The sequence below is a fragment of the Moraxella sp. 179-F 1C4 NHS genome (genome assembly GCF_045370505.1).
Classification (GTDB): Bacteria; Pseudomonadota; Gammaproteobacteria; order Pseudomonadales; family Moraxellaceae; genus Faucicola; species Faucicola tetraodonis.
In genome coordinates this window covers 14328-37704 of the sequence record NZ_JBIQEC010000019.1, presented here as the reverse complement: position 1 = coordinate 37704, position 23377 = coordinate 14328, and the positions used below count along the sequence as shown (strand labels likewise).

Here is a 23377-nt window from a genome sequence, read left to right as displayed (position 1 = left end):
TACTTGCTTTTGGCTTTATTTGCTATAACACAATAATCCTCATAATGCAGTATTGCCAAAACATCAGGCGGTCATAAAATCTGTGCAAATTTGCTTGTCAAAAAGTTAAAAACCCAGCATAATAACCGAAGATTTCAGGAGAGAATGTTGTTTTGTTTTTCATCAAATTATGAAATACCAAAACCATCACCGAAGGCGCAAAGACCCTATAATCGCTCAGGTCAAAGGACTGGAATCGTAATTTTTGGCAGTGTTATGCACTGCATCAAAATATAACAAATCTGGAGAGTGTATTGCTTTGCAATACCACCGAAGGGGAAAAGATTGACTTGTCTGTGTGTAATATAAGCTATACTACAAGAAATTGATAAGTCGATTGAAAATCTCAGGTAACAGGACAGATAGGGCTGATAGCTACCGACATCAGGTTGGATTAGTTTTAGTGCTCTATTGATGTGCGATGTTTGGCTTTAGCGTTTTATCCCACGCTATTAAACCATCAAATAAAACATCAAACCGTTATTTGATTTTTACCCACTCAAGGATTTGCCATGTCAGCCACAGACAAGCCTTTAAACCGCACCCCTTTTTATCAATCCCATATCGATAGCAACGGCAAAATCGTTGACTTCTCTGGTTGGCAATTGCCTATCCATTATGGCTCACAGATTCAAGAACATGACGTTGTGCGTACGGATGCGGGCATGTTTGACGTGTCACATATGGTCGTGACTGACATCACCGGCAAAGACGCCAAAGCTTGGCTGCAAAAACTGCTCGCCAATGATGTCGCCAAACTCAAATTTGTCGGTAAAGCGCTTTACTCTGCCATGCTAAACGAAAACGGCGGCGTGATTGATGACTTAATCGTTTACCGCATGAACGATGCAGAGACCGAATATCGCATCGTCTCAAATGCTGCCACCCGTGATAAAGATTTGGCACAGTTTGACAAAATCGCCAAAGACTTTGCTGTCACCATTACCGAGCGCCCAGAACTTGCTATGCTGGCGGTACAAGGCCCCAATGCTCTGCAGAAACTGAGCCAAGCCAAACCAAATTGGGCAGATAGCCTAACTACCTTAAAACCCTTTGTGGGCAAAGACTTGACCGACATCGAAGGCGCAGATTGGTTTGTGGCGCGTACCGGTTACACGGGTGAAGACGGCGTTGAAGTCATTTTACCACAAGCCGAGGCCTCAGCATTTTTTACCTTACTTAAAGACCATGGCATCGCCCCAGCAGGCTTAGGTGCTCGTGATACATTACGTCTTGAAGCGGGTATGAATTTGTATGGCCATGAGATGGATGAAACCATCAATCCGTATGAATGCGGTATGGCATGGACGTTAGCGGTAAAAGATGATCGGAATTTCGTGGGTCGTGAGGCTATGCAAGCCAAACAAGACCAAGCGATTGCTGAGGGTAATGACGTCATGCAAGTAGGCTTAGTGCTAGAGTCACGTGGGGTACTGCGTGAAGGCATGACGGTCACGCTAGACAATGGCAAAACTGGAGTAATCACCAGCGGCACCTTTAGCCCAAGTCTAAAACAATCGATTGCCATTGCCCGTATTCCAAAGACGACGGATACAGCAGCTACCGTTGATTTGCGGGGCACACCGACGCCAGTACGTATCATTTCGTTACCGTTTGTTAGAAATGGCAACAAACAATTCAACTAAGATTTTATCATGTTATGATGGATTTAGCGCTTATTAATGAACAACATTCAAATAATTAGTCGGCGTAATTTGAAAAACCAATAATAAATTCATCCTACTTTAGAAGGTAAAATCATGAAAAAATTACTCTTTGTTGTACCGTTTTTGGCAAGTTTGGCGGCCTGTACTTCAACCCCAGTAGCACAGCCTAGTCCGTCTCAAGTGTTGGCAGTTCAAGCAAATTCACAAACCTTTAAATGTGACAACAACACTGAAGTCGTGGCGTTCTACGGTAAAGAAAACGGCAGCAATGTCGCTAATTTAAAAATCACCTCGCCCATGCTCAGTCTAAACCAAGCTGCGATGGTATTAAAACAAGATGTATCAGGCTCGGGTAACCGCTATACCTTGTCAAATGCGACCAAAACTACTATGTATGATTGGGGCGTTAAAGGTGCAGAAGGTGCGTTAACCGTAACCTCACAAGGTCGTGATTATAACTTTGTGTGTAATGCTATTTAATCTGATTCACTTGTTGAATGGGTTAAACCGCTCAATTGGTTTTTAAGTTTGGTCGATATACATTGTATCGACCAAATTTTTGTTACTCAGTTTGTTAAATTACTTAGGTTTTAAATACTAGGCTTTTAAAACTAGGCTTTTAAAAATGTTTAGTAAAAAGGCGCCAAGTGTGACTGCTTGGCTAACAGCCTTTTATTTTCACCCCTACTTTCGCTTTGAGGAAAATAGTTATGAGCAATATTCCAGCAGATTTAAAATATGTGGCTAGTCATGAATGGTTACGCCAAGAAGAAGACGGTACTATCACCGTTGGTATTACTCACCACGCCCAAGATTTGCTCGGTGACATCGTATATGTTGAATTGCCTGAAGTGGGTGAACACGTTGACGTGGATGCTGAAATTGCCGTGGTCGAATCTGTAAAAGCTGCCTCGGATGTTTACGCGCCCATCGCTGGTGAAATCCTAGCAGTCAATGAAGCATTGGTAGATGCGCCAGAAACCATTAATGAAGACCCTTATGGCGAAGGTTGGTTCTTTAAAATCAAACCAGACAATGCCGATGATTACCAAGGCTTGATGGACGCAGACGAGTACCAAGATAGTATTTAATTATCTTTATCTCATTGCTTTTATCTAATCGTCGTTATAGAGCCTAGCACTAAGGTAATCGCTTGATTACCTTAGTCTATTATCCTATCAATTAACTGTAATGCATCCTTTATTTTGTTAACTTGAGAGCTGCTATGTCAACACTTACCCCGCTTGCTGACCCAAAAAAAGCCAGTTTTTATGATGTGGTGAGCACTCGCCGTTCGGTACGACGCTTTACCAAAACGCCCATCAGTGATGAGGTGCTAAACGCCTGTCTCGATATGGCGATGTTAGCGCCTAGCTCAAGTAATTTACAGCCTTGGCAATTTTTTGTGATTGAATCTGAAGAAAAGCGCCAAAAAACTGTGACCTATTGTATGAGCCAAAATGCAGCAAAAACCGCCAATAAGCTGATTGTCGTGGTCGCTCGTACTGACACGTGGCGTCAACATGCCAAAGACAATATCAAGTATTTTCCCGTCAAACCCGTACCAAAACCTGTGCAAGATTATTATGGCAAGCTTATTCCGCTGACCATGACGCGCGGTGTGATGAATGTGTTCACTCCTGCCAAATGGGCGCTGACACAAGCCACGCGCAAAGTCAAAGGTGCGATGGTTGACCCCATCTATGATGCTGACGATCTCAAAAACTGGGCACTCATTAGCACCTCACTGGCTGCCGAGAATTTGATGCTCGCTTTGCGTGCGCACGGTTTTGATAGTTGCCCGATGGGGGGATTTGACGAGCCGCAACTCAAAAAATTGCTCGACCTCAATGAAGAGCAGCATATTTGTATGGTGATTGCTGCCGGTGAGCGCGACGAGCGTGGTATCTATAGTGAGCAATACCGCTTTGAGCGTGAGCGCTTTATCGTTAAGGTATAATTTTTATCCATTCAACCGATATTTGTCATGTTAGCCATGGCAAAACCTGCTATTTTTTTTCAATGTTTTATCAGACGCTAAAGGAAACTTGAATGAGTCAACCGTCTTTTCAATCATTTGCTGATTTATTCCAATCATCAGAATTTATTCATCGTCATGTTGGCATTAGCCAAGATGAAAAAGAAGCAATGCTACAAGCCGTCGGCGCTGACAGCATGGCAAGCTTTATTGAACAGACGGTGCCAGCTTCTGTACGTCTTAGCAAAGAGTTAGATTTGCCCCTCAGTATGACTGAGCATGATGCCTTGGCAAAGTTGCGTGGGTTGGCGGATAAAATCAAGGTCAATAAAAGCTATATTGGCTTAGGCTATTATCCGACTCGCTTACCTGCGGTGATTCAACGTAATGTGCTTGAAAACCCAGGCTGGTACACGGCTTATACCCCTTACCAAGCGGAGATTGCCCAAGGTCGCTTAGAGGCATTACTTAACTTCCAACAAGTTTGTATTGACTTATCAGGTCTTGAATTGGCGGGCGCAAGTTTGCTTGACGAAGCGACGGCGGCGGCTGAAGCGATGGCGATGGCAAAACGCGTGGGTAAAAGTAAATCTAACCAATTTTTTGTTGATAGCCGTATCTACCCTCAAACCTTAGATGTCATCAAAACCCGTGCCAAATATTTTGGTTGGGAGATAGTGGTCGGTGATTTTGACGTTGCCAAGAATGGCGATTTCTTTGGCGCAATTTTCCAGTACGTGGGTAGCGAAGGCGATGTGGTTGATTTAACTGATATCATCAGTGAAGTCAAAGCCAAAGGCACGCAAACAATCGTTGCCGCTGATGTGATGAGTCTGGTACTTCTTAAATCACCGGGTAGCATGGGTGCGGATGTGGCACTCGGCAACACCCAGCGTTTTGGTGTGCCGATGGGCTTTGGTGGTCCACACGCGGCTTATTTTGCGTTTAAAGACAGTGCCAAGCGCTCTGCCCCAGGTCGTATCATTGGCGTATCAGTGGATGCCCAAGGTAAACAAGCCTTGCGTATGGCACTACAAACCCGTGAACAACATATCCGCCGCGAAAAAGCCAACTCAAATATTTGTACATCGCAAGTGTTACTGGCCAATTTGGCTGGGATGTATGCGGTGTATCATGGTCCTGAAGGCGTCAAACGTATCGCCACCCGCATTCATGCGTTAGCAAGCGCTTTTGCCCAAGCCATCAAACAAGCTGGTATGTCGATTGTGCATGAGCAGTTTTTTGATACTGTGTTGGTCAATACCGAAGGTCAAACTGAGCAAATCTATCAAAATGCCCTTAATATCGGCTATAACCTGCGCAAAGTAGACGATAATCATATCGCCATTGCCTTTAATGAAACCAGTGACGTAGCGGATTTTGGTGTACTCACGCAGTTATTTACAGGCGTAGCCGCTCAATTATCTGATGATATCAGCTTGTCTTTGCCAGCGTCATTGCTACGTACCGATGCGATTTTAACTCATCCTGTCTTTAATCGTTATCACACCGAACATGAAATGCTGCGTTATTTGAAAAAGCTAGAAAACAAAGACTTGGCGATGAATCACAGTATGATTTCGCTGGGTAGTTGTACCATGAAACTTAACGCCACTAGCGAAATGCTACCGATTACTTGGAATGAATTTGCCAATGTGCACCCATTTGCGCCACGTGAACAAGTGGGCGGCTATATTGAAATGATTGAAGGCTTGCAAGAGCAACTCAAAGCCATCACAGGGTTTGATGCTATCTCTATGCAGCCAAACTCAGGCGCATCAGGCGAGTACGCAGGACTATTGGCGATTCGTCGTTATCATGAAAGCTTAGGTCAACCCAATCGTCATATCTGCCTGATTCCGCGCTCCGCACACGGCACCAATCCCGCCACAGCACAAATGATGGGGATGGAAGTCGTCGTGGTAGCCACCGATGAGCGTGGTAACGTTGATATTGCCGACTTGACTGAAAAAGCGGAAAAATACAGCGACAATTTGGGCGCCTTGATGATTACTTACCCTTCGACGCACGGTGTGTTTGAGGAAGGTATCCGTGATATCTGTGACTTGATTCATCAACACGGCGGTCAAGTGTATATGGATGGCGCTAACATGAACGCGCAGGTCAGTATGATGCAACCTGCGGATGTCGGTGCTGACGTCCTACACATGAATTTGCACAAAACTTTCTGTATTCCACACGGCGGTGGCGGTCCTGGCATGGGTCCTATCGGTATGAAATCACATTTGGCGCCTTTTATTGCCAACCACGTCGTATCTGCGGTACCCAATGCCCAAGATGGCATGAGTGCGGTATCGGCTGCCCCGTTTGGCTCTGCCAGCATCTTGCCTATTTCATGGATGTATATCACCATGATGGGTCGTGATGGCTTGGTGCAAGCGACAGAAGCTGCGTTATTAAATGCCAATTACACCGCCATGAAATTAAAAGACCATTACCCCGTGCTTTATAGTGGTGAAAATGGTCGCGTCGCCCATGAATGTATCATTGACATCCGCCCACTAAAAGCCGAAACAGGTATCACCGAAGTTGATATCGCCAAACGCTTAATGGACTACGGGTTTCATGCGCCTACCATGTCTTTCCCTGTGGCAGGTACTTTGATGATTGAGCCGACTGAGTCAGAAAGCAAAGAAGAGCTAGACCGCTTTATCTCAGCCTTAATTCAAATCAAAGCTGAGGCGATGAAAGTTAAAAACGGCGACTGGCCAGCAGATAACAACCCGCTGGTGAACGCACCACACACCGCACAAGTAGTGACCGGTGACTGGGATCGTCCATACAGCCGTGAAGAAGCCGCCTATCCACTCGCCTATGTACGTGACAATAAATTTTGGCCATCGGTGAGCCGTATCGATGATGTGTATGGCGACAAAAACTTAATCTGTTCTTGCCCCGATATCTCAAGCTATGAGAATGGTGAAATCGCAGAGTAAACCTCAATCAATACTTACCGTATTTATTACAAAAGCCATGCAAAAATGTGTGGCTTTTTGCTATAAAGCCAATTGCGAGTCAAAAGAATTCTGTTATGATGCAGGGGACTCAAAAAAATTGTAATCACTACGCGTGACTTTAAACCCATAATAAGTCAAGGATGACATTATGTTTAGTACCATTGCGATTATTATTTCGCTATTTCTATTAATGTATTTTGCCTATCGCGGCTATTCTGTATTAATTTTAGCGCCCTTGATGGCAACCCTAGCGGTGGCGCTATCAGGCGATATTCTAAGCTCACTACCTATCTATACCACCGTTTTTATGAAAGCGTTGAGTGGCTTTTTATTAAAGTTTTTTCCCATATTTTTGCTCGGGGCGGTGTTTGGTCAGCTCATGGCAGACTCTGGGGCTGCCACAGCGATTGCCAGAACGGTGGTTAGTAAATTAGGCGCGAATAAAGCCATACTGGCTGTGGTTTTGGTCTGTGCGATTTTAACCTATGGCGGTGTGTCGCTGTTTGTGGTGGCTTTTGCCATTTATCCGATTGCTAAAGATTTGTTCAAGGCAGCAGGGGTGCCAAAAAGGCTAATTCCAGGGGCGATTGCGTTAGGGTCATTTACCTTTACTATGACAGCGTTACCCGGGACACCGGCCATCCAAAACGCCATTCCCATTCCCTATTATGGTACCAATGCCTTTGCTGCACCCATACTGGGTATTATTGGTTCGCTTGTGATGTTTGGCTTGGGCATGCTGTGGCTGCAACGACGTGCCCATAGTGCCAAAACGGCTGGCGAGGGATATGGTATTCATGAAGATGATGAGCTGCACGCTGATAACCTAGACCCCCATCACACCTCTTTTATGGTGGCGATGATTCCTTTGGTATTGGTCATCGGCATAAATGCCTTGTTAACGTATGCGGTTTTTCCGAGTATGGATTTCTCTGCACTGCAAGCGCAGTTTAAAGACTTGGATATCAAGGGCGCTTTGGGACTTTGGTCAATCATTATCGCTTTAGTCACCGCGATTATTGCTTTGATTGTGCTGCGCTTGGGCAAATGGACGAACTTGCAACACAGTCTCAATAAAGGCACTTATAGCTCCATGTTGCCTATTTTTAATACAGGCTCAGAAGTCGGTTATGGTGCGGTAATTGCAACATTGGCGGGTTTTGCAATTTTACGTGATAGCGTGTTAAATCTATCGCCTAGCAATCCATTAATCTCAGAAGCCGTGGCTATGACCACCTTAGCGGGCATCACTGGTTCTTCTTCTGGCGGCTTGAGTATCGCGCTGCCCATTTTAGGCAAAGAATATTTGGCGCAGGCGGTGGCACATGGCATCGATCCTGAATTATTGCATCGGGTCGCGGTGATGGCAGCAGGTGGCTTAGACACGCTACCGCATAGTGGTGCGGTGATTACGTTATTTGCCATTTGCCATTTGACCCACAAGCAATCTTATAAAGATGTCGCCATAGTGACGATGGCAATTCCGCTGATTGCGGTGACGGTGGTGATTGCTTTGGGTACCATGCTAGGTTCTTTTTAAGCGTTTTATTTTTAATCGGTTTATTTTTAAGCCATTTAGTAGTAAAAAATCCCACTCAGCGGTGGGATTTTTTTATTTATTCAGCGGTTGTTTCATTCTCGCCAGATGGCGGGTTATTGGCAATCACCGTATCTAAAATGGGTAAAATCTCTGCCATAATCCACGCTTTGCGCCACCCACTCAGCCAAGGGCTTAATGCCGGTTTTTCTGCTGCGACAGCATAAGCATACAGCTCCGACAGCCATTTTTTTCGCATCAATACTGTCTCATCAATTGACAAGGTTTGCCCATGCTGCTTAATCGCCTTTTCCAGTTGTTTTTGCACATCGCTAGACAGACTGCGATACGGTAAAGGCAAAAGAGCTGGATAGGCTGCGTCATCTTCTTTTCGCACCTTATCAATTAGCGTCAAAATCTCTTGCCCATACATGCGAATCACATTGGGCTTGATACTGGTAAACCCTAACTGCTTCATACTAAAAGGCGGTTTTTCGATGATTTCACGGAGCGCCTGCGGGCGCAGGATAAAAGTGCGTGGTCGATTGATTGACTTGGCAAGTTGTTCGCGCCATTCGCACAGAGTTTGCAGCATTGCCAGTTGCTCGCGATTATCGCGGTAATCAGCGACACTCAAGTACAAGGCATTATCAGGCGTGCTAAAGTTAGCAAAAATTTCTTGCGTATAGCTTTGGCAGTCTTCAACCGCATATTGCCATAAACCTTGCTCGATCAACTGTGTTTTGATGGCAACAAACATCGGCAATAAATAACGCACATCGTCTACCGCATAGCTTTCTTGCTCAGGCGTTAATGGGCGCTGCAACCAATCTGATTGGCTTTCACCTTTATCTACATGCACAGCAATTGTTTCTTGCAGCGATTTTTGATAGCCAAGCGAGTTTTCACCGGTCAAAAAACCCAAACCAATTTGGGTATCAAACACATTACGCAGCGCAGGCAAGTTGGAGAGTAAATAATAAATTCCCAAATCCTCGCCACACGCATGTAACACCACGGTGGGTATATCCGCTAACACTTCCCAAAATTCTTCTAAATACAGCTTGGGCGCGTCAATCAAATAAATCGCTTTGCCTGTATTGATTTGAATCAGCGCAAGAATGGGAAAAAAAGTGTCGCGCTTGATAAACTCAGTGTCTAACGCAATGGTATCGACTTGCTCTAGGTCATCGAGCAGGGCAAAAAGCGCGTCTTGAGTTTTCACCCAATGGATTGGCAAGTCATGAAGTTGTTGTAATTGGGCTGGGCTTAAGGGGTTTTGGATGAGCATAACTTGGGTCTTGTGGACGGATAATTTAAGCGTATTTTATGATGAATCTAAGATTTTGTCTTGTCAAACTGATGAAAAGATTTTATAACCGTCCACGATTTTGCAGCGCTTGACCCAGTGTCATGCTATCTAAATACTCAAGCTCGCCGCCCATCGGAATCCCTTGGGCAATCCGGCTGATATGGGTAACGTAAGGCTTGACCGCTTCACTGATAAAATGCGCGGTGGTTTGCCCTTCTACCGTGGTACTGGTTGCCAAGATAATTTCTTCCACCGGGGTTTGCGCGGCTTGGTGTTGCTTTAACAGCCCAATCAGCTGATTAATGCCGAGCTGCTCCACGCCAATGCCATCAATGGGGGATAAATGCCCGCCAAGCACAAAGTATTTACCGTTAAACCCAGCGGTTTGCTCGATTGCCATCATGTCTGCTGCCGTCTCTACGATACAAAGCACGCGCTCATTGCGGCGCGGATCGCTACATATTGGGCAAATATCCTCATCTGACAAACCACGGCATACTTGGCATTGCTTGATATCATGCATCGCCACAATCAAGGCTTCGCCCAATGCTTGACCTTGCGGGCGTTTATAGCTGAGCAAATGCAATGCCATCCGCTGAGCAGATTTGGGTCCTACCCCGGGCAGTACTTTGAGTTGTTTTACAAGTTCATCAAATTTTGGCGTAAGCATAGGCGCATTCTTATAAAAATCATAAAAAATAAAAAAAGCTGGCTGGAAAATAAAAAAAGCTGACAATCAATTATCAGCTTTTTATGGGGGTTTGACTGCCTAATCGCAAGGCAATTTTCCACTATTTTATAGCGCTACTTTATAACCCTAGTATAGCCCTAGTGGGTTTAAAATAAACCATTCATGCCTGGTGGCAGCCCCATGCCGTTGGTGGCACTGGCCATTTCAGTCTCATGTAGTTCATCGGCCTGACGCACGGCATCATTGATAGCAGCCGCAATCAAATCTTCAATCATATCAGGGTCATCTTGCAGTAAGCTTGGATCGATTGATAAACGTTTGACCACATGGCGACCATTCATGGTGACTTTCACCAAGCCACTACCCGCTTCTGCATGCACTTCTTTTTCTGCCAGTTTTTTCTTGGCGTTTTCAACGTTTTTTTCGACTTGCTTTTGCATCATTTGCGCTTGTTGCATGAGAGCTTGTAAGTTCATAAGTTTTCCTGTTTGTTTCTAATGTTGGTGGTTCATTGTAGCGAATTTGACCGCAAACTGTCTATTGCTAATCGTTAGCCCAAATTTTTAACATACAACTGCTAATCTAAAACTGCTAACATAAAGTTTTTAACATAAAAATGCTAAGATAACCTCACTACCATAAACCCATTAACAGCAAAAAACTACGATTATGACAACAACTATACCCGCATCGCTAGAGGTCGCTCTCTATAAAGCCGCTAGTGTTATTAAATGTGCGCAAAATATTGCCATCCTGACGGGGGCAGGTGTCTCGGCTGAAAGTGGCATTTCGACTTTTCGGGATAAACTTACCGGACTGTGGCAACAATACCAAGCCGAATATCTGGTCAGCATTCAAGCGTTTGAAAAGGAGCCTGCCTTGGTGTGGCAATGGCACCAATGGTGGCGTGGACAAATCGCCGACAAACAGCCCAATCCTGCCCATTTTGCCTTAGGCGAATGGCAAGCATTGGCAAAGCAGCAAGGCAAAAGTTGGACGCTGTTTAGTCAAAATGTCGACAATCTGCATGAGCAAGGCGGTGCCACGGTGGCAAAACTGCACGGGGATTTGGCCAAAAATCGCTGCCATGATTGCGGCAAGCCGTATACCAAAGCGATTGCTATCACAGACACTGAGTTAAAGCATTGTGAATGCGGCGGTTTGATTCGCCCGGATATTGTGTGGTTTGGCGAGATGTTACCCCAGGACGCTTGGCAAACGGCAGAAACGGCAACGCTCAATTGTGATGTATTGGTGAGTATCGGCACATCAAGCGTGGTCTATCCTGCGGCGGGCTTGATTGATTTGGCAAAACAACAGGGCGCAACCGTCATCGAGATTAATCCCAATCCGACCCACACCACAGCGGTTGACATCGTGTTACCCGACAACGCAGGGAAAATATTGCCGATGTTGGTCAATGCGCTGAAATAAAAAAGCCAGATAAAAAAGCGCAATAAAACAGTGACATAAAAAAGCCAGTAAATTTTGCTACTGGCTTTTGGGTTCTGGCTAGTGGCTTTTGGCTTTCTGTTAGGCGAGTGTATCCAAACCGCGTTTTAAATCAGCGATAATATCATCGACATCTTCAAGCCCCACTGAGAAGCGAATTAAGCCTTCGCTCACGCCTGCCTCGATTCTTGCTTCAGGTGTCATGCGAAAATGGGTCGTCGTCGCAGGATGGGTAATAGTGCTTTTGGCATCGCCTAGGTTATTGGTGATCGAAATCATGTTAGTACTATCGATAACATGCCAGGCTGCCGCTTGGTCAGCCACCTCAAAGCCAATAATGGCGCCAAACGCACCGCCTTGTACATTTTTGAGTGAGGTGTGTTGGCGTTTAGCGATGTCATGGGATGGGTGATCGGGCAACCCTGAAAAATGCACTTTGCTGACTTTTGGGTGATTGTGTAAAAATTTAGCGATTTGATTGGCATTTTCGCAGTGGGCTTTCATACGCAGTGACAAGGTTTCTAGACCCTTTAGCAACACCCACGCATTAAATGGCGATAGACTAATCCCACCGGTACGCACTACCCCAAAGGCTTTTTCCATCAATTCATTGTTACCGACCAGTGCACCGCCTAGCACACGACCTTGACCGTCAATATATTTACTGGCGGAATGCAATACCACATCCGCACCCAACATTAAAGGTTTTTGAATAGCGGGGGTTGCAAAGCAGTTATCGACGATTAATAGCGCATCGTGGTCATGCGCGAGCCTTGATAAAAAGCTTAAATCGGCAATTTGCGCCAAAGGATTGGAAGGGCTTTCGCAGTACAGCACCTTGGTATTTGGTTGCATCGCGTTTTGCCAAGCGTCATTGTCAAAGCAGTCGACATAACTCACCTCAACGCCAAACGCTTTAAAGTAGGTATCAAACAGGGCGACGGATGAGCCAAATAATTGCTTGGCTGCTAGCAGATGATCACCGGCTTGCAAGTACGCCAAACACATGGTCAAAATCGCGCCCATGCCTGATGCGGTTGCAACGCAGCGCTCGCCTTCCTCTAAAGCTGCCAATCTACGCTCAAAAGCGCGCACGGTCGGATTGGTATGGCGCGAATAGACATTGCCTTTTTTATTGCCATTAAAATGGTCGGCGGCATCGGCGGCATTTTTGTATACGTAGGAGCTGGTGGTAAAAATCGCTTCGTTATGTTCGCCTTCGTCGGTACGGTGGTAACCGCCGCGCACGGCGATGGTTTGGTCGGCATAGTCTAGGCTTAAATCAAGTGCATCACTTTGCCAGTTGGGATCTAGTTGGGTCATAATGTTACATCTTTTGTGCATCAAATAAATTATGATAGCATAAGTTGGATTTGACGGTGGCTTTCAAGTCAGTATTTTATGCAAAAACGCCATGACAACCAACTTTTCTCAAGTGATTGACATTTTAATCAGTGATTTTTTTAAAAGGATTCAGGCTTTGGTAGCAGCATTTTATTCGGTATCTGTTGGCTTTGTCAGACTAGCATCGCAAAAACTCACCACCAAAATTGTGACGTTTTGCTTGCCATTGCTACTTACGCCACTTACCGCTTGCCAAATGCTGCCGAACAACCCCCATATCGCCGCTACGCCAACTGTATCAACGCGGTTGCCAAGTTCGCAAAATTTTTCCGAAAAATCGCGTATACAAGGTCATTATTTAATCAGCCGTATCAGTGCCAGCAAAAACCCCTCACCGAGCAAATTTTCCGGTTATTATCCGTTGATTGATAGCAGTGATGCGTTCGCCTCACGCAGTATTTTGACTGAAATGGCTCAGCAAACCATTGATATCCAATATTATATTTGGCACAACGATGCAGCAGGACAATTGATGCTTAAAGACTTGTACCAAGCTGCCAATCGGGGTGTCAAAATACGACTGTTACTCGATGATTTGAATACCAATCCTGAACTTGACCAACAGCTGCTTGCCTTTGCTGCACATCCTAATATCCAAGTGCGATTGATTAATCCCAAATTGGTGCGCAGCTTTACCCCCGCCAATTTTGTGGTAGCACTGCCCCGCTACCAACGCCGCATGCACAATAAAAGCATGACCTTTGACCGCCAGTTATCCATCATTGGTGGGCGCAATATTGGCGATGAATATCTGCGTAAAGATAGCATCGCTGAGTTTGCTGATTTGGATGTTTTGCTTGCCGGCAAAGTGGTCAACCAAATCAATGAGAGTTTTGAAGATTATTGGGATAGTCCTCTATCGTATGATATCGAGCGTTTGGTCAAACCCTCAAAAAACCCCGATCGTAATAAAAGCGATGAGCCATTTTTGGGGACTTTGACTGCGATTGCACCGATCAACAGCCAGTCCCATCTGCATAAAAGCTCGCAACTTTATCGGGTACAAAATGGCGCAATAGTCGATAAACAATTGTATAACAAAAAAATCCAATTTCGTTGGCAACCGATGGAATTTTTGGCAGATGATGTCAAAAAACTACTCAACCAAGATGATAAAGATAGCCGATTGGTATCACAGCTTCGAGCCCGTATTGGCACCCCAAAACAGCAATTGACCATTGTCTCATCGTATTTTGTACCCACTGACTTGGGCGTGCTGCAACTAAGCAAACTCATGGAAAACGGGGTAAAAATCAATATTTTCACCAACTCGTATGAATCAACCGATGTGCCTATCGTGCATTCAGGGTATAACGTGGCACGCGTGCCGATGCTCAAAGCAGGGATTGGACTGTATGAGCTAAAATCCTCTGCCGATGCAGACTTTCGCCGCAAAAAACGTAGCTTATATCGCAGTAAATACAGCACCAGTTTGCATACCAAAGCCTTTGCGGTGGATGACAAATACACTTTTATCGGTTCTTACAATGTGGATCCGCGCTCTGCCAACATCAATACTGAGCTTGGCGTGCTGATTGAAGATAAAGCGCTTGCCAAATCCTTCCATAATACGTTTGATAACTCTATGCTCAATGTCAGTTACCGCGTACATCTCACTGATGATGAACAACTAATGTGGCAAACCCATGATGATAAAACCAATAAAAAGCTTATCAGCTTGGATAAAGAGCCGCATATGACGTTTGTCAATGGACTTTGGCTAAAGATTTTTTCTGCGTTGCCATTTAAGCGCTTATTGTAAGCGGCTATATTACAAAAAACACACATTTTTGATAGTAAAACTAGTATCAAAATCACTATAGTATGCGGTTTCAAAAAGTAATATATCTCAACTGTTAAATCCTGACGTTTGCTTGTAATATTTATTTAAATAATTAAATTTATTACAGTTTTGATAAATTATTGTTCAATTTTTCAAGTGATTTAGTTTGTCAGGTGAATACTGACGAATTTAATTCTTTAGCGCGTTAAATAACCTATTTTTCCATTGATTATAAAGCGTGCAAACCTTTAGCCAGCTTCTAGGTAATATTGTCAACTATGCCATTTTTTCATGATGCCAACGAAGAAATTAGGGATTTAAATCGCTACGAAAAAAACGTGGTGTATTTAACGATTTTTGGGGCTTTTTTTGCTTCCTTTGATTTTACGATTTATTTTTATTTTAATGATAGTATCAATCAAGCTTTTTTCCCAGAAAATATACCTGAGTCATTAAAGTCGATTTGTTTTTTGCTGCTGATTTTAGCCGGTTATATGTCAAGACCGCTAGGCGGTTTAATATTGGGTGATATCGGCGATCGCTATGGCAGAAAACATGTGTTGCTGTATAGTTTGCTGTTGGTGGGTGCCTCTGGTTTAGTGATTGCCTGTTTGCCTAGCTATCATCATATAGGTGTGGCAGCGATTGTTCTCATGCTATTATTGCGTTTAATTCAAGGCTTTGGGTATGGGGCTGAGGTACCCGCTTCATGGGTATATATTGCTGAGCATATGCCCCGGCGTCAATTAGGGTCAGTGTGTGGCGGTCTTATTAGTGCACTGATTTTGTCGACTTTGATGGGGAATATTTTAAGCTCGACGTTATCAAATATGCTTACCCCTGCCCAGATGCAATCGTATGGCTGGCGTATTCCTTTTGCCCTCGCCAGTATCGGTACGCTATTTGCGGTGCTGTTACGAACCAAGCTTGAAGAAACCCCGCTTTGGCTGATGGCTAAGTCTAAAAATCGCTTGGTTAAACGTCTGCCGATACGCCGAGCTATTATCAAATACCGTTATGGTACGGTGATGACGCTGGGTTTGTCCTGGTTTACCGCCAGTGTTTATTTGACGATTTATTTGCTTTTGCCGATATTGGGTATCCAGTTTTTTGATGTCGATACCAGTTTGATGATGATATCCAATGGAGTGGGTATTATCTTTGGTGGATTGGGGGCGTTAACCTATGGTTATTTTGCCGATCGTTTTAATTCAGGTCGTGTATTTACTTTAGGCTGTATATTTTTAAGCATTGCCAGTGTTATTTTCTTTGTTTCACTAAAAAACAGTAGCGAATTACTACTGATTAACTATGCAATTTTAGGGTTTTTCTCTGGTGTGATTGGCTTAGTCCCAAGTATTTGTGTGCGTCTGTTTCCAGTGAGTGTACGCCTAAGTGGCATTAGCTTTGCCTATAACGTGGCGTATGCATTGGCAGGCGCATTATTGCCTGTGCTATTGGTTTATTTTTCACATAAATTAATGCTTTCAAGCGCCTTGTATCTGGTGTTTGTCTGTGTGATTGGCATTATCATGGGTATGTTGTTGACTAATTTGCATGGTTTGTATCGCATGGAAGATAAGCGGCTGATGAATTCCTAAGCTTTTTCATCCCTGATAGTTGTTTTACCATCGCTTTTTTTAGTGCTTTCTTTGACAGATTAGCTATAGATTAGCCACTTTTTTTGAATATTTGCCGATGACCCTGCCTATGACCTCAATGCAGCATAAACGATTGTCCACCGCACCGATGATTGATTGGAGTACACGCGATTATTGTTACTTTGCTCGATTATTCAATCCTTATACTTACCTTTATACTGAAATGATCAGTACCTCGGCGATATTGCAGGGAGATACAGACTATCAGCTGCGATTTTATCCCAATGAACATCCTTTGGTGCTTCAGCTTGGCGGCTCAAATCCTGACGAATTGGCGCGCTGTGCTAAAATCGGGCAAGACTACGGTTATGATGAAATTAACCTAAATGTCGGCTGCCCGTCCGATCGGGTACAACATTACAAAATCGGGGCTTGCTTGATGGCAGAGCCCAAATTGGTGGCAGATATTGTCTCTGCGATGCGTGATGCGGTGGACATTCCCGTCACTGTTAAGCATCGCATTGGCATTGATAACTTTGATAGTTATGAGTTTATGGCGGATTTTGTAGATCATGTGGTGAAAGCAGGTTGTCAGCATGTTATCGTCCATGCGCGCACCGCTTGGCTACAAGGCTTAAGCCCTAAACAAAATCGTGAAATTCCGCCCCTTCGCTATGAGGATGTGTACCGCTTAAAGCAGGATTTTCCCGATATATTTGTGGAAATCAATGGCGGTATCACCACTATTGATGAAATCAAAACCCATCTGACAAAAGTCGATGGTGTGATGATTGGGCGGGAAGCTTATCACAACCCTTATATTCTAGCTGAAGCCATGCAGCTGTGGGGCGAGCCAGTACCTAGCCGAGCGGATATTTTTTATCAGTTATTGGATTTTTTGGCAGCCAGTGACGCGCGTGGCACACCATTGACGGTCATTATGCGCCATTATTTGGGCTTGTTTCAAGGATTGACAGGCAGTCGTAAATGGCGTCAGGCGCTTAGCGGGCAAAAATCCCTCTCGGTCGCCCAAGTTCGTGAAGCGGGTGAAGCGGTATTGGCGTTGAATGAGGGTTAAAAGTTAGCTAAAAAAAACTAGCCGTATAAATACTGCGCCATCGCCAAGCCATTATTCATCATATGCAACACCACAGGCAATAACAGTGACCCTGACATAATACGCCCATAGCTAAATAACATCGCTAGACAAAAAATCCCCAGCAACTCGACCACACCGTATTGCATATGAATCACCGCAAATACAATACTGGTTAGCACACTGGCACCCCACATACCAAGCCTTGAGCTGGCAAGCCCTGTCCACATAAACCCGCGAAATATCACTTCTTCATAAATCGGCGCAAATACCACCATCGCCAGCACAAGCAGCCAGCGTGGATGTGCGGACTCGGCAAGATTGTCCATAAACATCATGGGCTCGCGACCCAGCCAGACGGTGACTAGATTGATGATAACGTTCAGCACAATCAGCAGTGCGCTACATTGTAACAACTGATACCAAGTAAAGGATTTAAGGGCAAGATAATCTTTGACACGGCTGTTTTTAAATCGGATAAACAAATAAACGCAGCCTATCACCATGGCTAAGGTAAAGCCTAACGATAGACTCATTAACGTGCCGTTTTCACTGCCCTGCAACACTTTTTCAGCGATATCCAAATCTGCTGCATCTTGTAGCACCCATGGTGCAAATAACACCACGCCCATCAATTGACTGGCAAAAAACACCGCCAATAACACCATAGATAGCACAATGGTCTTTGGCAAATCATAGATGGGGGTGCTAGGCTGTAACGATAAATTTTGCACATTAAACCCTTTAATGGCTATTTGTGTTGTTACTAGATATCATGATTGACTGAGTGAATAAGCGCTTTGATTCGTTCAACCGTACTGGCTGGGTATTCTAGCGGAAACATATGTCCGCCTTCATGCACTTCAAAATCAATGCCCATACGCTGTTTGACCAGCGCAGGAAACCCACGTTTGAAAAACAAGCTATCTTTACCAATTATTTGCTTGGCAGGGACAGCCGGCGGATGGTTAGGTTTTTGCCAGTATAGCGAGGGATTGGTGCGAAACACCGCCACTTCCACCGCTTTTGGAATGGTAAGCGTCACTTGCCCATCTGCCGTATCAGTCAAGCCATCACGAATAAAATCATTAAAACAGCGCTCATCAAAGTGTCGGTAGAATGCTTTATGTCGCAGATGCTCGTAGGCGACTTCACGGCTTGGCCATATATCACGGCGATGGCTTGATAGACCTGCAGGCGTAAGCCTATCTACCAACCGTGGGCTAAAGCGTTTTGCCCAATGCAGTGCCATCGAATAGTAGCCATGGATGAGCGGTGGGTCTAAGGCAATCACTTGGCTAAATAGCTCAGGCGCCTCATAGCTAGCTTGCAGCGTGCATAATGCGCCAAGCGAATGCCCTAGCCCGATGACCTTGGTTTGCCCGCGCGCGCTTAGGTGCGCTTGGATGCTATCAATCACTTGTTGGGTCAGTTTTTGCCAATGATTATCAACCGGATAACGCGGGTCAATGCCTAACGCTGGAATATAGACAATATCAAATTCATCACTCAGCAAATCAAACAGATATTGATAGCTACGTGATGGAATCCCATTGGCATGCGCAAAGTGTATCAGCGGTTTTTGCGCTATCGCTCCTGTCTGCCCTGCCTCTCCTATCTCTGTTACGCCCCCTGTCCCTGTTGCTAGCGTTGGTGCAGAAGGCAAACTATTGGCTAACGGATGCTGGCTCGTCTCAGATGACATGGTTATTGCATCCCTTTGTCATTTGCAGCCGCTTGAGTTAATTGGCTGGCAAAACCTTTGGAGACCGTTTCGCCAAACCCATAGCCGATTTGGCTAGCAAATTTACCGAACACTTTTTTCACCGGGTCTTCTGGGTTATATTCCACTACATTGTCTAGTTTTAGCTGAGACTCAAGGGTGCTAATGCCGCCTTTTTTATCCGCCAAACCGAGATTAATCGCTTGCTCACCACTCCAAAATAATCCGGAAAAAAGCTGATTGGCATCAGGATTTTTCAGGCGATTGCCACGACCTTGTTTGACAGCATTGATAAAATGGGCGTGGGTGTTATCAAGGACACCTTGTACATGCTGGCGCTCAAACTCGGAGAGCGGGCGGCTCATGCTTAAAATATCTTTGTGCGCACCGGCTGTCATGGTGCCATCTTTCACGCCAAATTTATCCATCAAACCTTGGACATTGTAGCTTGGCATAATCACGCCGATTGAGCCGACCAAGCTTGAGGGATTGACCCAAATTTCATCAGCTGCAGATGCGATATAATACGCACCTGAAGCACCCATATCTTCGATAACAGCATACAGTTTTTTGTTAGGATGGGCTTTTCTCAAGTCGGTCATGGTTTGCCAGATTTCATCGGATTGTACAGGCGAGCCACCCGGTGAGTTAATGCGTAATGCTACCGCTTGCGCTTGGTCGTTGTTAAACGCTTCCGTCAATGCCTCGCCCACCGCTTGACTATTGGCTTCATTGTCGCTGCTGATAACGCCTTTGACATCGACGACGGCTAAATGCGGTTTGCTCATATCGATATCACTCATGCCACTTTTGGCAGAGCCACTACAGCCTTTTGCTACCACCGCGCCAAACAGTAGCACATAGCCCAAGGTGATGAGCTTAAAGAAAATACCCCAGCGTCTTGCACGGCGCTGCTCCACAAGGCTTGCCATCAGGGTTTTTTCTAGCAATTGCCATTCTTTGCCTGCGTATGGCGCATTGGGTGGCAAGTTTTGTGCATGGTTTGGTTGAACAGGTGGCTTTGACTGTGAGGGTTGGTTGGGATCGGGTGGCCAATTATCTGACATAAAAGTTCCTTAGCAATAGGTAATTTACCGCCCATGATAGGGGGAAGCGGTCAAAATTACAATCACTCCCTTGTAGCCAAATCGTCAATCATCAGTCAGTATCATCTGGGGCGAGCGCGTACATTACCGCGCCCACTTGATCGGCATACAGGACTTCGAATGGGTGGTCTGCAGGCTTATCCACTGACCAACTAGCCAGCGATAATTGGCTATCTTCGCCCAGTTTTTGCGACTTATACGCGCCTGTCATTACATACAGTAAGGAAGGTTTAGTCAACGCTAGCCACGATGGTTTAATGGATAACGTATAGGGCTGAATCAGTAAATGCGCCGCCGACACCGTGCATAATTTTTCAGTCATTTGCATGGGGATATCGCTATTACCTGCCAATATCAGCACATCGTAGGGTTTGCTGGTTGGTGGCTTGAAACGAATGTGAATATAACAGGTTTGGGTCGCTAGCTTTTGCTCATCGGTTAAGGCTAAATCCAAGTGCCATCCCGACATCGCTGTGATTTCCAAGCCATCTTGTTGCCAACGTTGCGCGGTTTGGCAACTGCGAGGTGTAATCGCACGAAAACTTGCAGATACAGCCTTATCTGTCACATCAAGCCTGCTGTGTTCGACATCATACCCTGCCAGCCAATAGGCTTTAACAGGTACATGGGTGGCCAGTTGTTGCACCAGCTCATTGACGCGGACACTGGGCGTTTGACTAATCACCCCAGTTAATCGATGAACCTGCTGATTTGCTAACAGCGGATAAATATCACGGTTCAACAGCGAACTGATTTCTTTATCAGCCGAAACATTGCTGCTAGCTTGTTTGGTTTTCAAAAAATTGGGTTTATCCGTCTGCGCGGCTTTGACTTGGTTATCGGACAAAATCAGCCAGCTATCATCGCCTTTCTTTAATAAACTGATGACCAGTTTAGGGTTATCACCAACTGCTAGAGTCGGTTTGTTGTTACTTAAACTTCGCTGCTGTAGTGGCAATAATATCAACAGGATAGCCAGTGGCAACATCAGCATTCTAGGCAACAAGCCTTTTAACAACCCCAGTAACGCAATGAACAAACACAGGACAAGCTGGGTTTGTGACAAGGCGAAAAATGATTGTTTGGCAACACCCGTGTCGATAAGTTGCTTAAGTAAAAGATGAAATACATTGAGCAGGGTTGTTAGCATCGACCAAATGATTTGGCTTAGCCAATCCCCTACCACAGGTAGCCAACTAACGACGCCTGCCAACATATCTAAGGGTACAATCACTAAGCCTAAAAATGGTACGGCTAGCAAGTTTACCAAGATGCCGATGACCGATACTTTGCCAAAAAACCACACCACGATGGGTAGCATCCAAACAAATAGCCAAATTTGCAGTTTTAGTAACGCCTTGAATTGGTAGCTTATGATTTTAACAAAACCACTCAGCACATCGCTGCGTGCAGTAGGCGCTAGTAACTGACTAACATTGTTAATTTCAGCGGCGCTAACTGTCCCTATTGTCTCGCTAAATTTTAACAGTAAAACCACCGCCACAAAGGACAACCAAAACCCTGCTTGCCCGACTGCCGTCGGTTCTAGCCAAATCATGCCTAACGCAACCCAAGCCAACAGCCGATAAGCAGAAAAATTAACCAATAACTGTTTCGACAGCGTAAGCAGTAACAGCATCCAAAATGTCCGCTGGGCAGGTATTTCAAAACCCACCAGCAACGCATAAAACCCTGCCATCACCACACTCACCCAAAGCACCAACAAACTACTCGGTAATTTGACCAACAACTGCGGCGCAAGCCATTTAACAAGCCATACTACAAAAATGGATACGATAGCGGCGAGCATCAGCACATGCGGGCCTGAAATTGCTAATAAATGGCTAATCCCCGTGACTTGATAGCGATTCTTAACGTCGCTATCCATCAGGCTTTTATCACCCGTTAACAGTCCTAATAAGATTGCATGGCTTTGGATAGCGGCCTGAATAGCGCTTTGACCAGAACTTTGGCTAGAAGTTTCACCAGAACTTTTAAGCACGGGTTGGGCAATATCGTTTTTAGCATTGACTATAGATGTGGATTGTTTCAGCAGGGTTCTATGCAAATTAGCGAGGATTTTTTGGCGTAGTTGCCAGCGCAATTTTTCAATAGCAATAACCATACGGTCTTTCACATGGGATGGGTTAAATTCCCGTAGGCTCGTTTTTTCAATACCGATTATCACTCCCTTCGCTTGCACCTCACGCTGCCTTAACCATTGCGCTTCATCAAATCCTAGCATGAGCGGTTTGGTATTGCTGGGTAAACTTGTAGGCTTAGGCTGTGCAATGGGCTCAAGCTGTAATTTTACGTTAAGCTGCATGCCAGGTCTTAACTGCGACAAGGTCGCTTCCCAATCAGGGTTGTCTTTGATGTTAGCGCTAATCAGTGCCGTTAGCGGTGGTTGAGGGGTTGATGGTGATTCCTCAATATCATCATCTACTTTGACTTGTAGAATTTGTCTGATATAACCATTGCCAAGCATCGCTATATCATGTGATAGGTTAATTGATTGCGTCACGGTATCGCTGATTTGATGCGATTCAACGATGGCATCCACTGTGAGCGCTGAGGGCAATAACGCGTTTTGATACAGCTTATAATGATATAAACCATAACTGGCACTCAACATGAGCGTCAGCAAAAAGATAAAACTTGATAATAACGGTAAGGCAAAACGGTAGGCTAATGCAGGGTTTGGCGACGCTCGTTTTAGCTGTTTACGGTTGCATCCATGGTATAAACCTACATTGATTAGCAGCGCTATCAACAGTGCCACTGATAACATCTGCCAAATTTTCGCATCATAACTTGTCAGCGCATAACCTGTCATCAAGGGGTGATTTGCTAGTGTATTTACCACTAAAAACCCCAACAAACTGGCAACCGTGATGAGCCAAATCATGTTTCATCCTTGATAAAGATAGCGATAGCTCGCTACTTCCCTTACAATTATCGAATGAACGATATAGTAAAACAAATAGCAACTTTTGGAAATTATTAATCG

Annotated in this window: 18 protein-coding genes and 2 riboswitches; of the genes, 10 read left to right on the top strand and 8 right to left on the bottom strand. The window is 44.9% G+C overall.

Annotation, left to right across the window (positions count from 1 at the left end):
• Nucleotides 1-125 precede the first annotated feature (125 nt).
• Nucleotides 126-242, top strand: a riboswitch (glycine riboswitch).
• 29 nt (nt 243-271) lie between these two features.
• Nucleotides 272-411, top strand: a riboswitch (glycine riboswitch).
• 140 nt (nt 412-551) lie between these two features.
• From gcvT to ACH0AB_RS09180, 6 genes are all read left to right on the top strand, one after another.
• Nucleotides 552-1685 (top strand): glycine cleavage system aminomethyltransferase GcvT, encoded by a 1134-nt coding sequence (gene gcvT / locus ACH0AB_RS09205; RefSeq protein WP_406877980.1) that lies wholly within the window; start codon nt 552-554, stop codon nt 1683-1685.
• A 114-nt stretch (nt 1686-1799) separates the two neighbouring features.
• The gene (locus ACH0AB_RS09200; protein WP_406877979.1) at nt 1800-2186 is read left to right on the top strand and encodes an MliC family protein; all 387 of its coding nucleotides are present in this window, start codon (nt 1800-1802) and stop codon (nt 2184-2186) included.
• A 230-nt stretch (nt 2187-2416) separates the two neighbouring features.
• Nucleotides 2417-2797: a glycine cleavage system protein GcvH gene (gene gcvH / locus ACH0AB_RS09195; protein ID WP_007115930.1), complete on the top strand. Its 381-nt coding sequence runs from the start codon at nt 2417-2419 to the stop codon at nt 2795-2797.
• Nucleotides 2798-2931: 134 nt separating this feature from the next.
• Complete coding sequence (locus tag ACH0AB_RS09190; protein WP_007115929.1) at nt 2932-3666, top strand: nitroreductase family protein; 735 nt, start codon at nt 2932-2934, stop codon at nt 3664-3666.
• A 92-nt stretch (nt 3667-3758) separates the two neighbouring features.
• Nucleotides 3759-6641 (top strand): aminomethyl-transferring glycine dehydrogenase, encoded by a 2883-nt coding sequence (gene gcvP, locus ACH0AB_RS09185; RefSeq protein ID WP_406877978.1) that lies wholly within the window; start codon nt 3759-3761, stop codon nt 6639-6641.
• A 169-nt stretch (nt 6642-6810) separates the two neighbouring features.
• Nucleotides 6811-8202, top strand: coding sequence for a GntP family permease (locus ACH0AB_RS09180; RefSeq protein ID WP_406877977.1), 1392 nt, complete (start codon nt 6811-6813; stop codon nt 8200-8202).
• Nucleotides 8203-8278: 76 nt separating this feature from the next.
• On the opposite strand, the gene ACH0AB_RS09175 is transcribed toward ACH0AB_RS09180, so the two are convergent.
• The 3 genes from ACH0AB_RS09175 to ACH0AB_RS09165 all read right to left on the bottom strand — a co-directional run bounded on the left by ACH0AB_RS09175 (nt 8279) and on the right by ACH0AB_RS09165 (nt 10678).
• Complete coding sequence (locus ACH0AB_RS09175; protein WP_406877976.1) at nt 8279-9490, bottom strand: ribonuclease D; 1212 nt, start codon at nt 9488-9490, stop codon at nt 8279-8281.
• Between the two features lie 82 nt (nt 9491-9572).
• Nucleotides 9573-10181, bottom strand: coding sequence for a recombination mediator RecR (gene recR, locus ACH0AB_RS09170; protein ID WP_007115924.1), 609 nt, complete (start codon nt 10179-10181; stop codon nt 9573-9575).
• A 167-nt stretch (nt 10182-10348) separates the two neighbouring features.
• Nucleotides 10349-10678, bottom strand: coding sequence for a YbaB/EbfC family nucleoid-associated protein (locus tag ACH0AB_RS09165; RefSeq protein ID WP_007115923.1), 330 nt, complete (start codon nt 10676-10678; stop codon nt 10349-10351).
• 193 nt (nt 10679-10871) lie between these two features.
• On the opposite strand from ACH0AB_RS09165, the gene ACH0AB_RS09160 reads away from it, so the two are divergent.
• The gene (locus ACH0AB_RS09160) at nt 10872-11636 is read left to right on the top strand and encodes an NAD-dependent deacylase (RefSeq protein ID WP_406877975.1); all 765 of its coding nucleotides are present in this window, start codon (nt 10872-10874) and stop codon (nt 11634-11636) included.
• 99 nt (nt 11637-11735) lie between these two features.
• Here ACH0AB_RS09160 and ACH0AB_RS09155 read toward each other — a convergent pair whose 3' ends face one another.
• On the bottom strand, nt 11736-12977 hold the full coding sequence (locus ACH0AB_RS09155) for an O-succinylhomoserine sulfhydrylase (RefSeq protein WP_406877974.1): 1242 nt from the start codon (nt 12975-12977) through the stop codon (nt 11736-11738).
• 91 nt (nt 12978-13068) lie between these two features.
• On the opposite strand from ACH0AB_RS09155, the gene ACH0AB_RS09150 reads away from it, so the two are divergent.
• The 3 genes from ACH0AB_RS09150 (at nt 13069) to dusA (ending at nt 17520) form a co-directional block, all read left to right on the top strand.
• Nucleotides 13069-14820 (top strand): phospholipase D family protein, encoded by a 1752-nt coding sequence (locus tag ACH0AB_RS09150; RefSeq protein ID WP_406877973.1) that lies wholly within the window; start codon nt 13069-13071, stop codon nt 14818-14820.
• Nucleotides 14821-15119: 299 nt separating this feature from the next.
• A complete protein-coding gene (locus tag ACH0AB_RS09145; protein ID WP_060994348.1) occupies nt 15120-16442 on the top strand; it encodes an MFS transporter in 1323 nt (440 codons plus the stop codon).
• 109 nt (nt 16443-16551) lie between these two features.
• A complete protein-coding gene (dusA, locus tag ACH0AB_RS09140; RefSeq protein ID WP_406877983.1) occupies nt 16552-17520 on the top strand; it encodes a tRNA dihydrouridine(20/20a) synthase DusA in 969 nt (322 codons plus the stop codon).
• 17 nt (nt 17521-17537) lie between these two features.
• Here dusA and ACH0AB_RS09135 read toward each other — a convergent pair whose 3' ends face one another.
• From ACH0AB_RS09135 to ACH0AB_RS09120, 4 genes are all read right to left on the bottom strand, one after another.
• Nucleotides 17538-18272 (bottom strand): CPBP family intramembrane glutamic endopeptidase, encoded by a 735-nt coding sequence (locus tag ACH0AB_RS09135; RefSeq protein WP_406877972.1) that lies wholly within the window; start codon nt 18270-18272, stop codon nt 17538-17540.
• Between the two features lie 32 nt (nt 18273-18304).
• Nucleotides 18305-19129 carry an alpha/beta fold hydrolase gene (locus ACH0AB_RS09130; protein WP_406877982.1) on the bottom strand — a complete coding sequence of 275 codons (825 nt, stop codon included), beginning with the start codon at nt 19127-19129 and terminating at the stop codon, nt 18305-18307.
• Between the two features lie 116 nt (nt 19130-19245).
• The gene (gene sppA, locus ACH0AB_RS09125) at nt 19246-20328 is read right to left on the bottom strand and encodes a signal peptide peptidase SppA (RefSeq protein WP_406877971.1); all 1083 of its coding nucleotides are present in this window, start codon (nt 20326-20328) and stop codon (nt 19246-19248) included.
• Nucleotides 20329-20419: 91 nt separating this feature from the next.
• Nucleotides 20420-23275 carry a ComEC/Rec2 family competence protein gene (locus ACH0AB_RS09120; RefSeq protein ID WP_406877970.1) on the bottom strand — a complete coding sequence of 952 codons (2856 nt, stop codon included), beginning with the start codon at nt 23273-23275 and terminating at the stop codon, nt 20420-20422.
• Nucleotides 23276-23377: the final 102 nt, after the last annotated feature.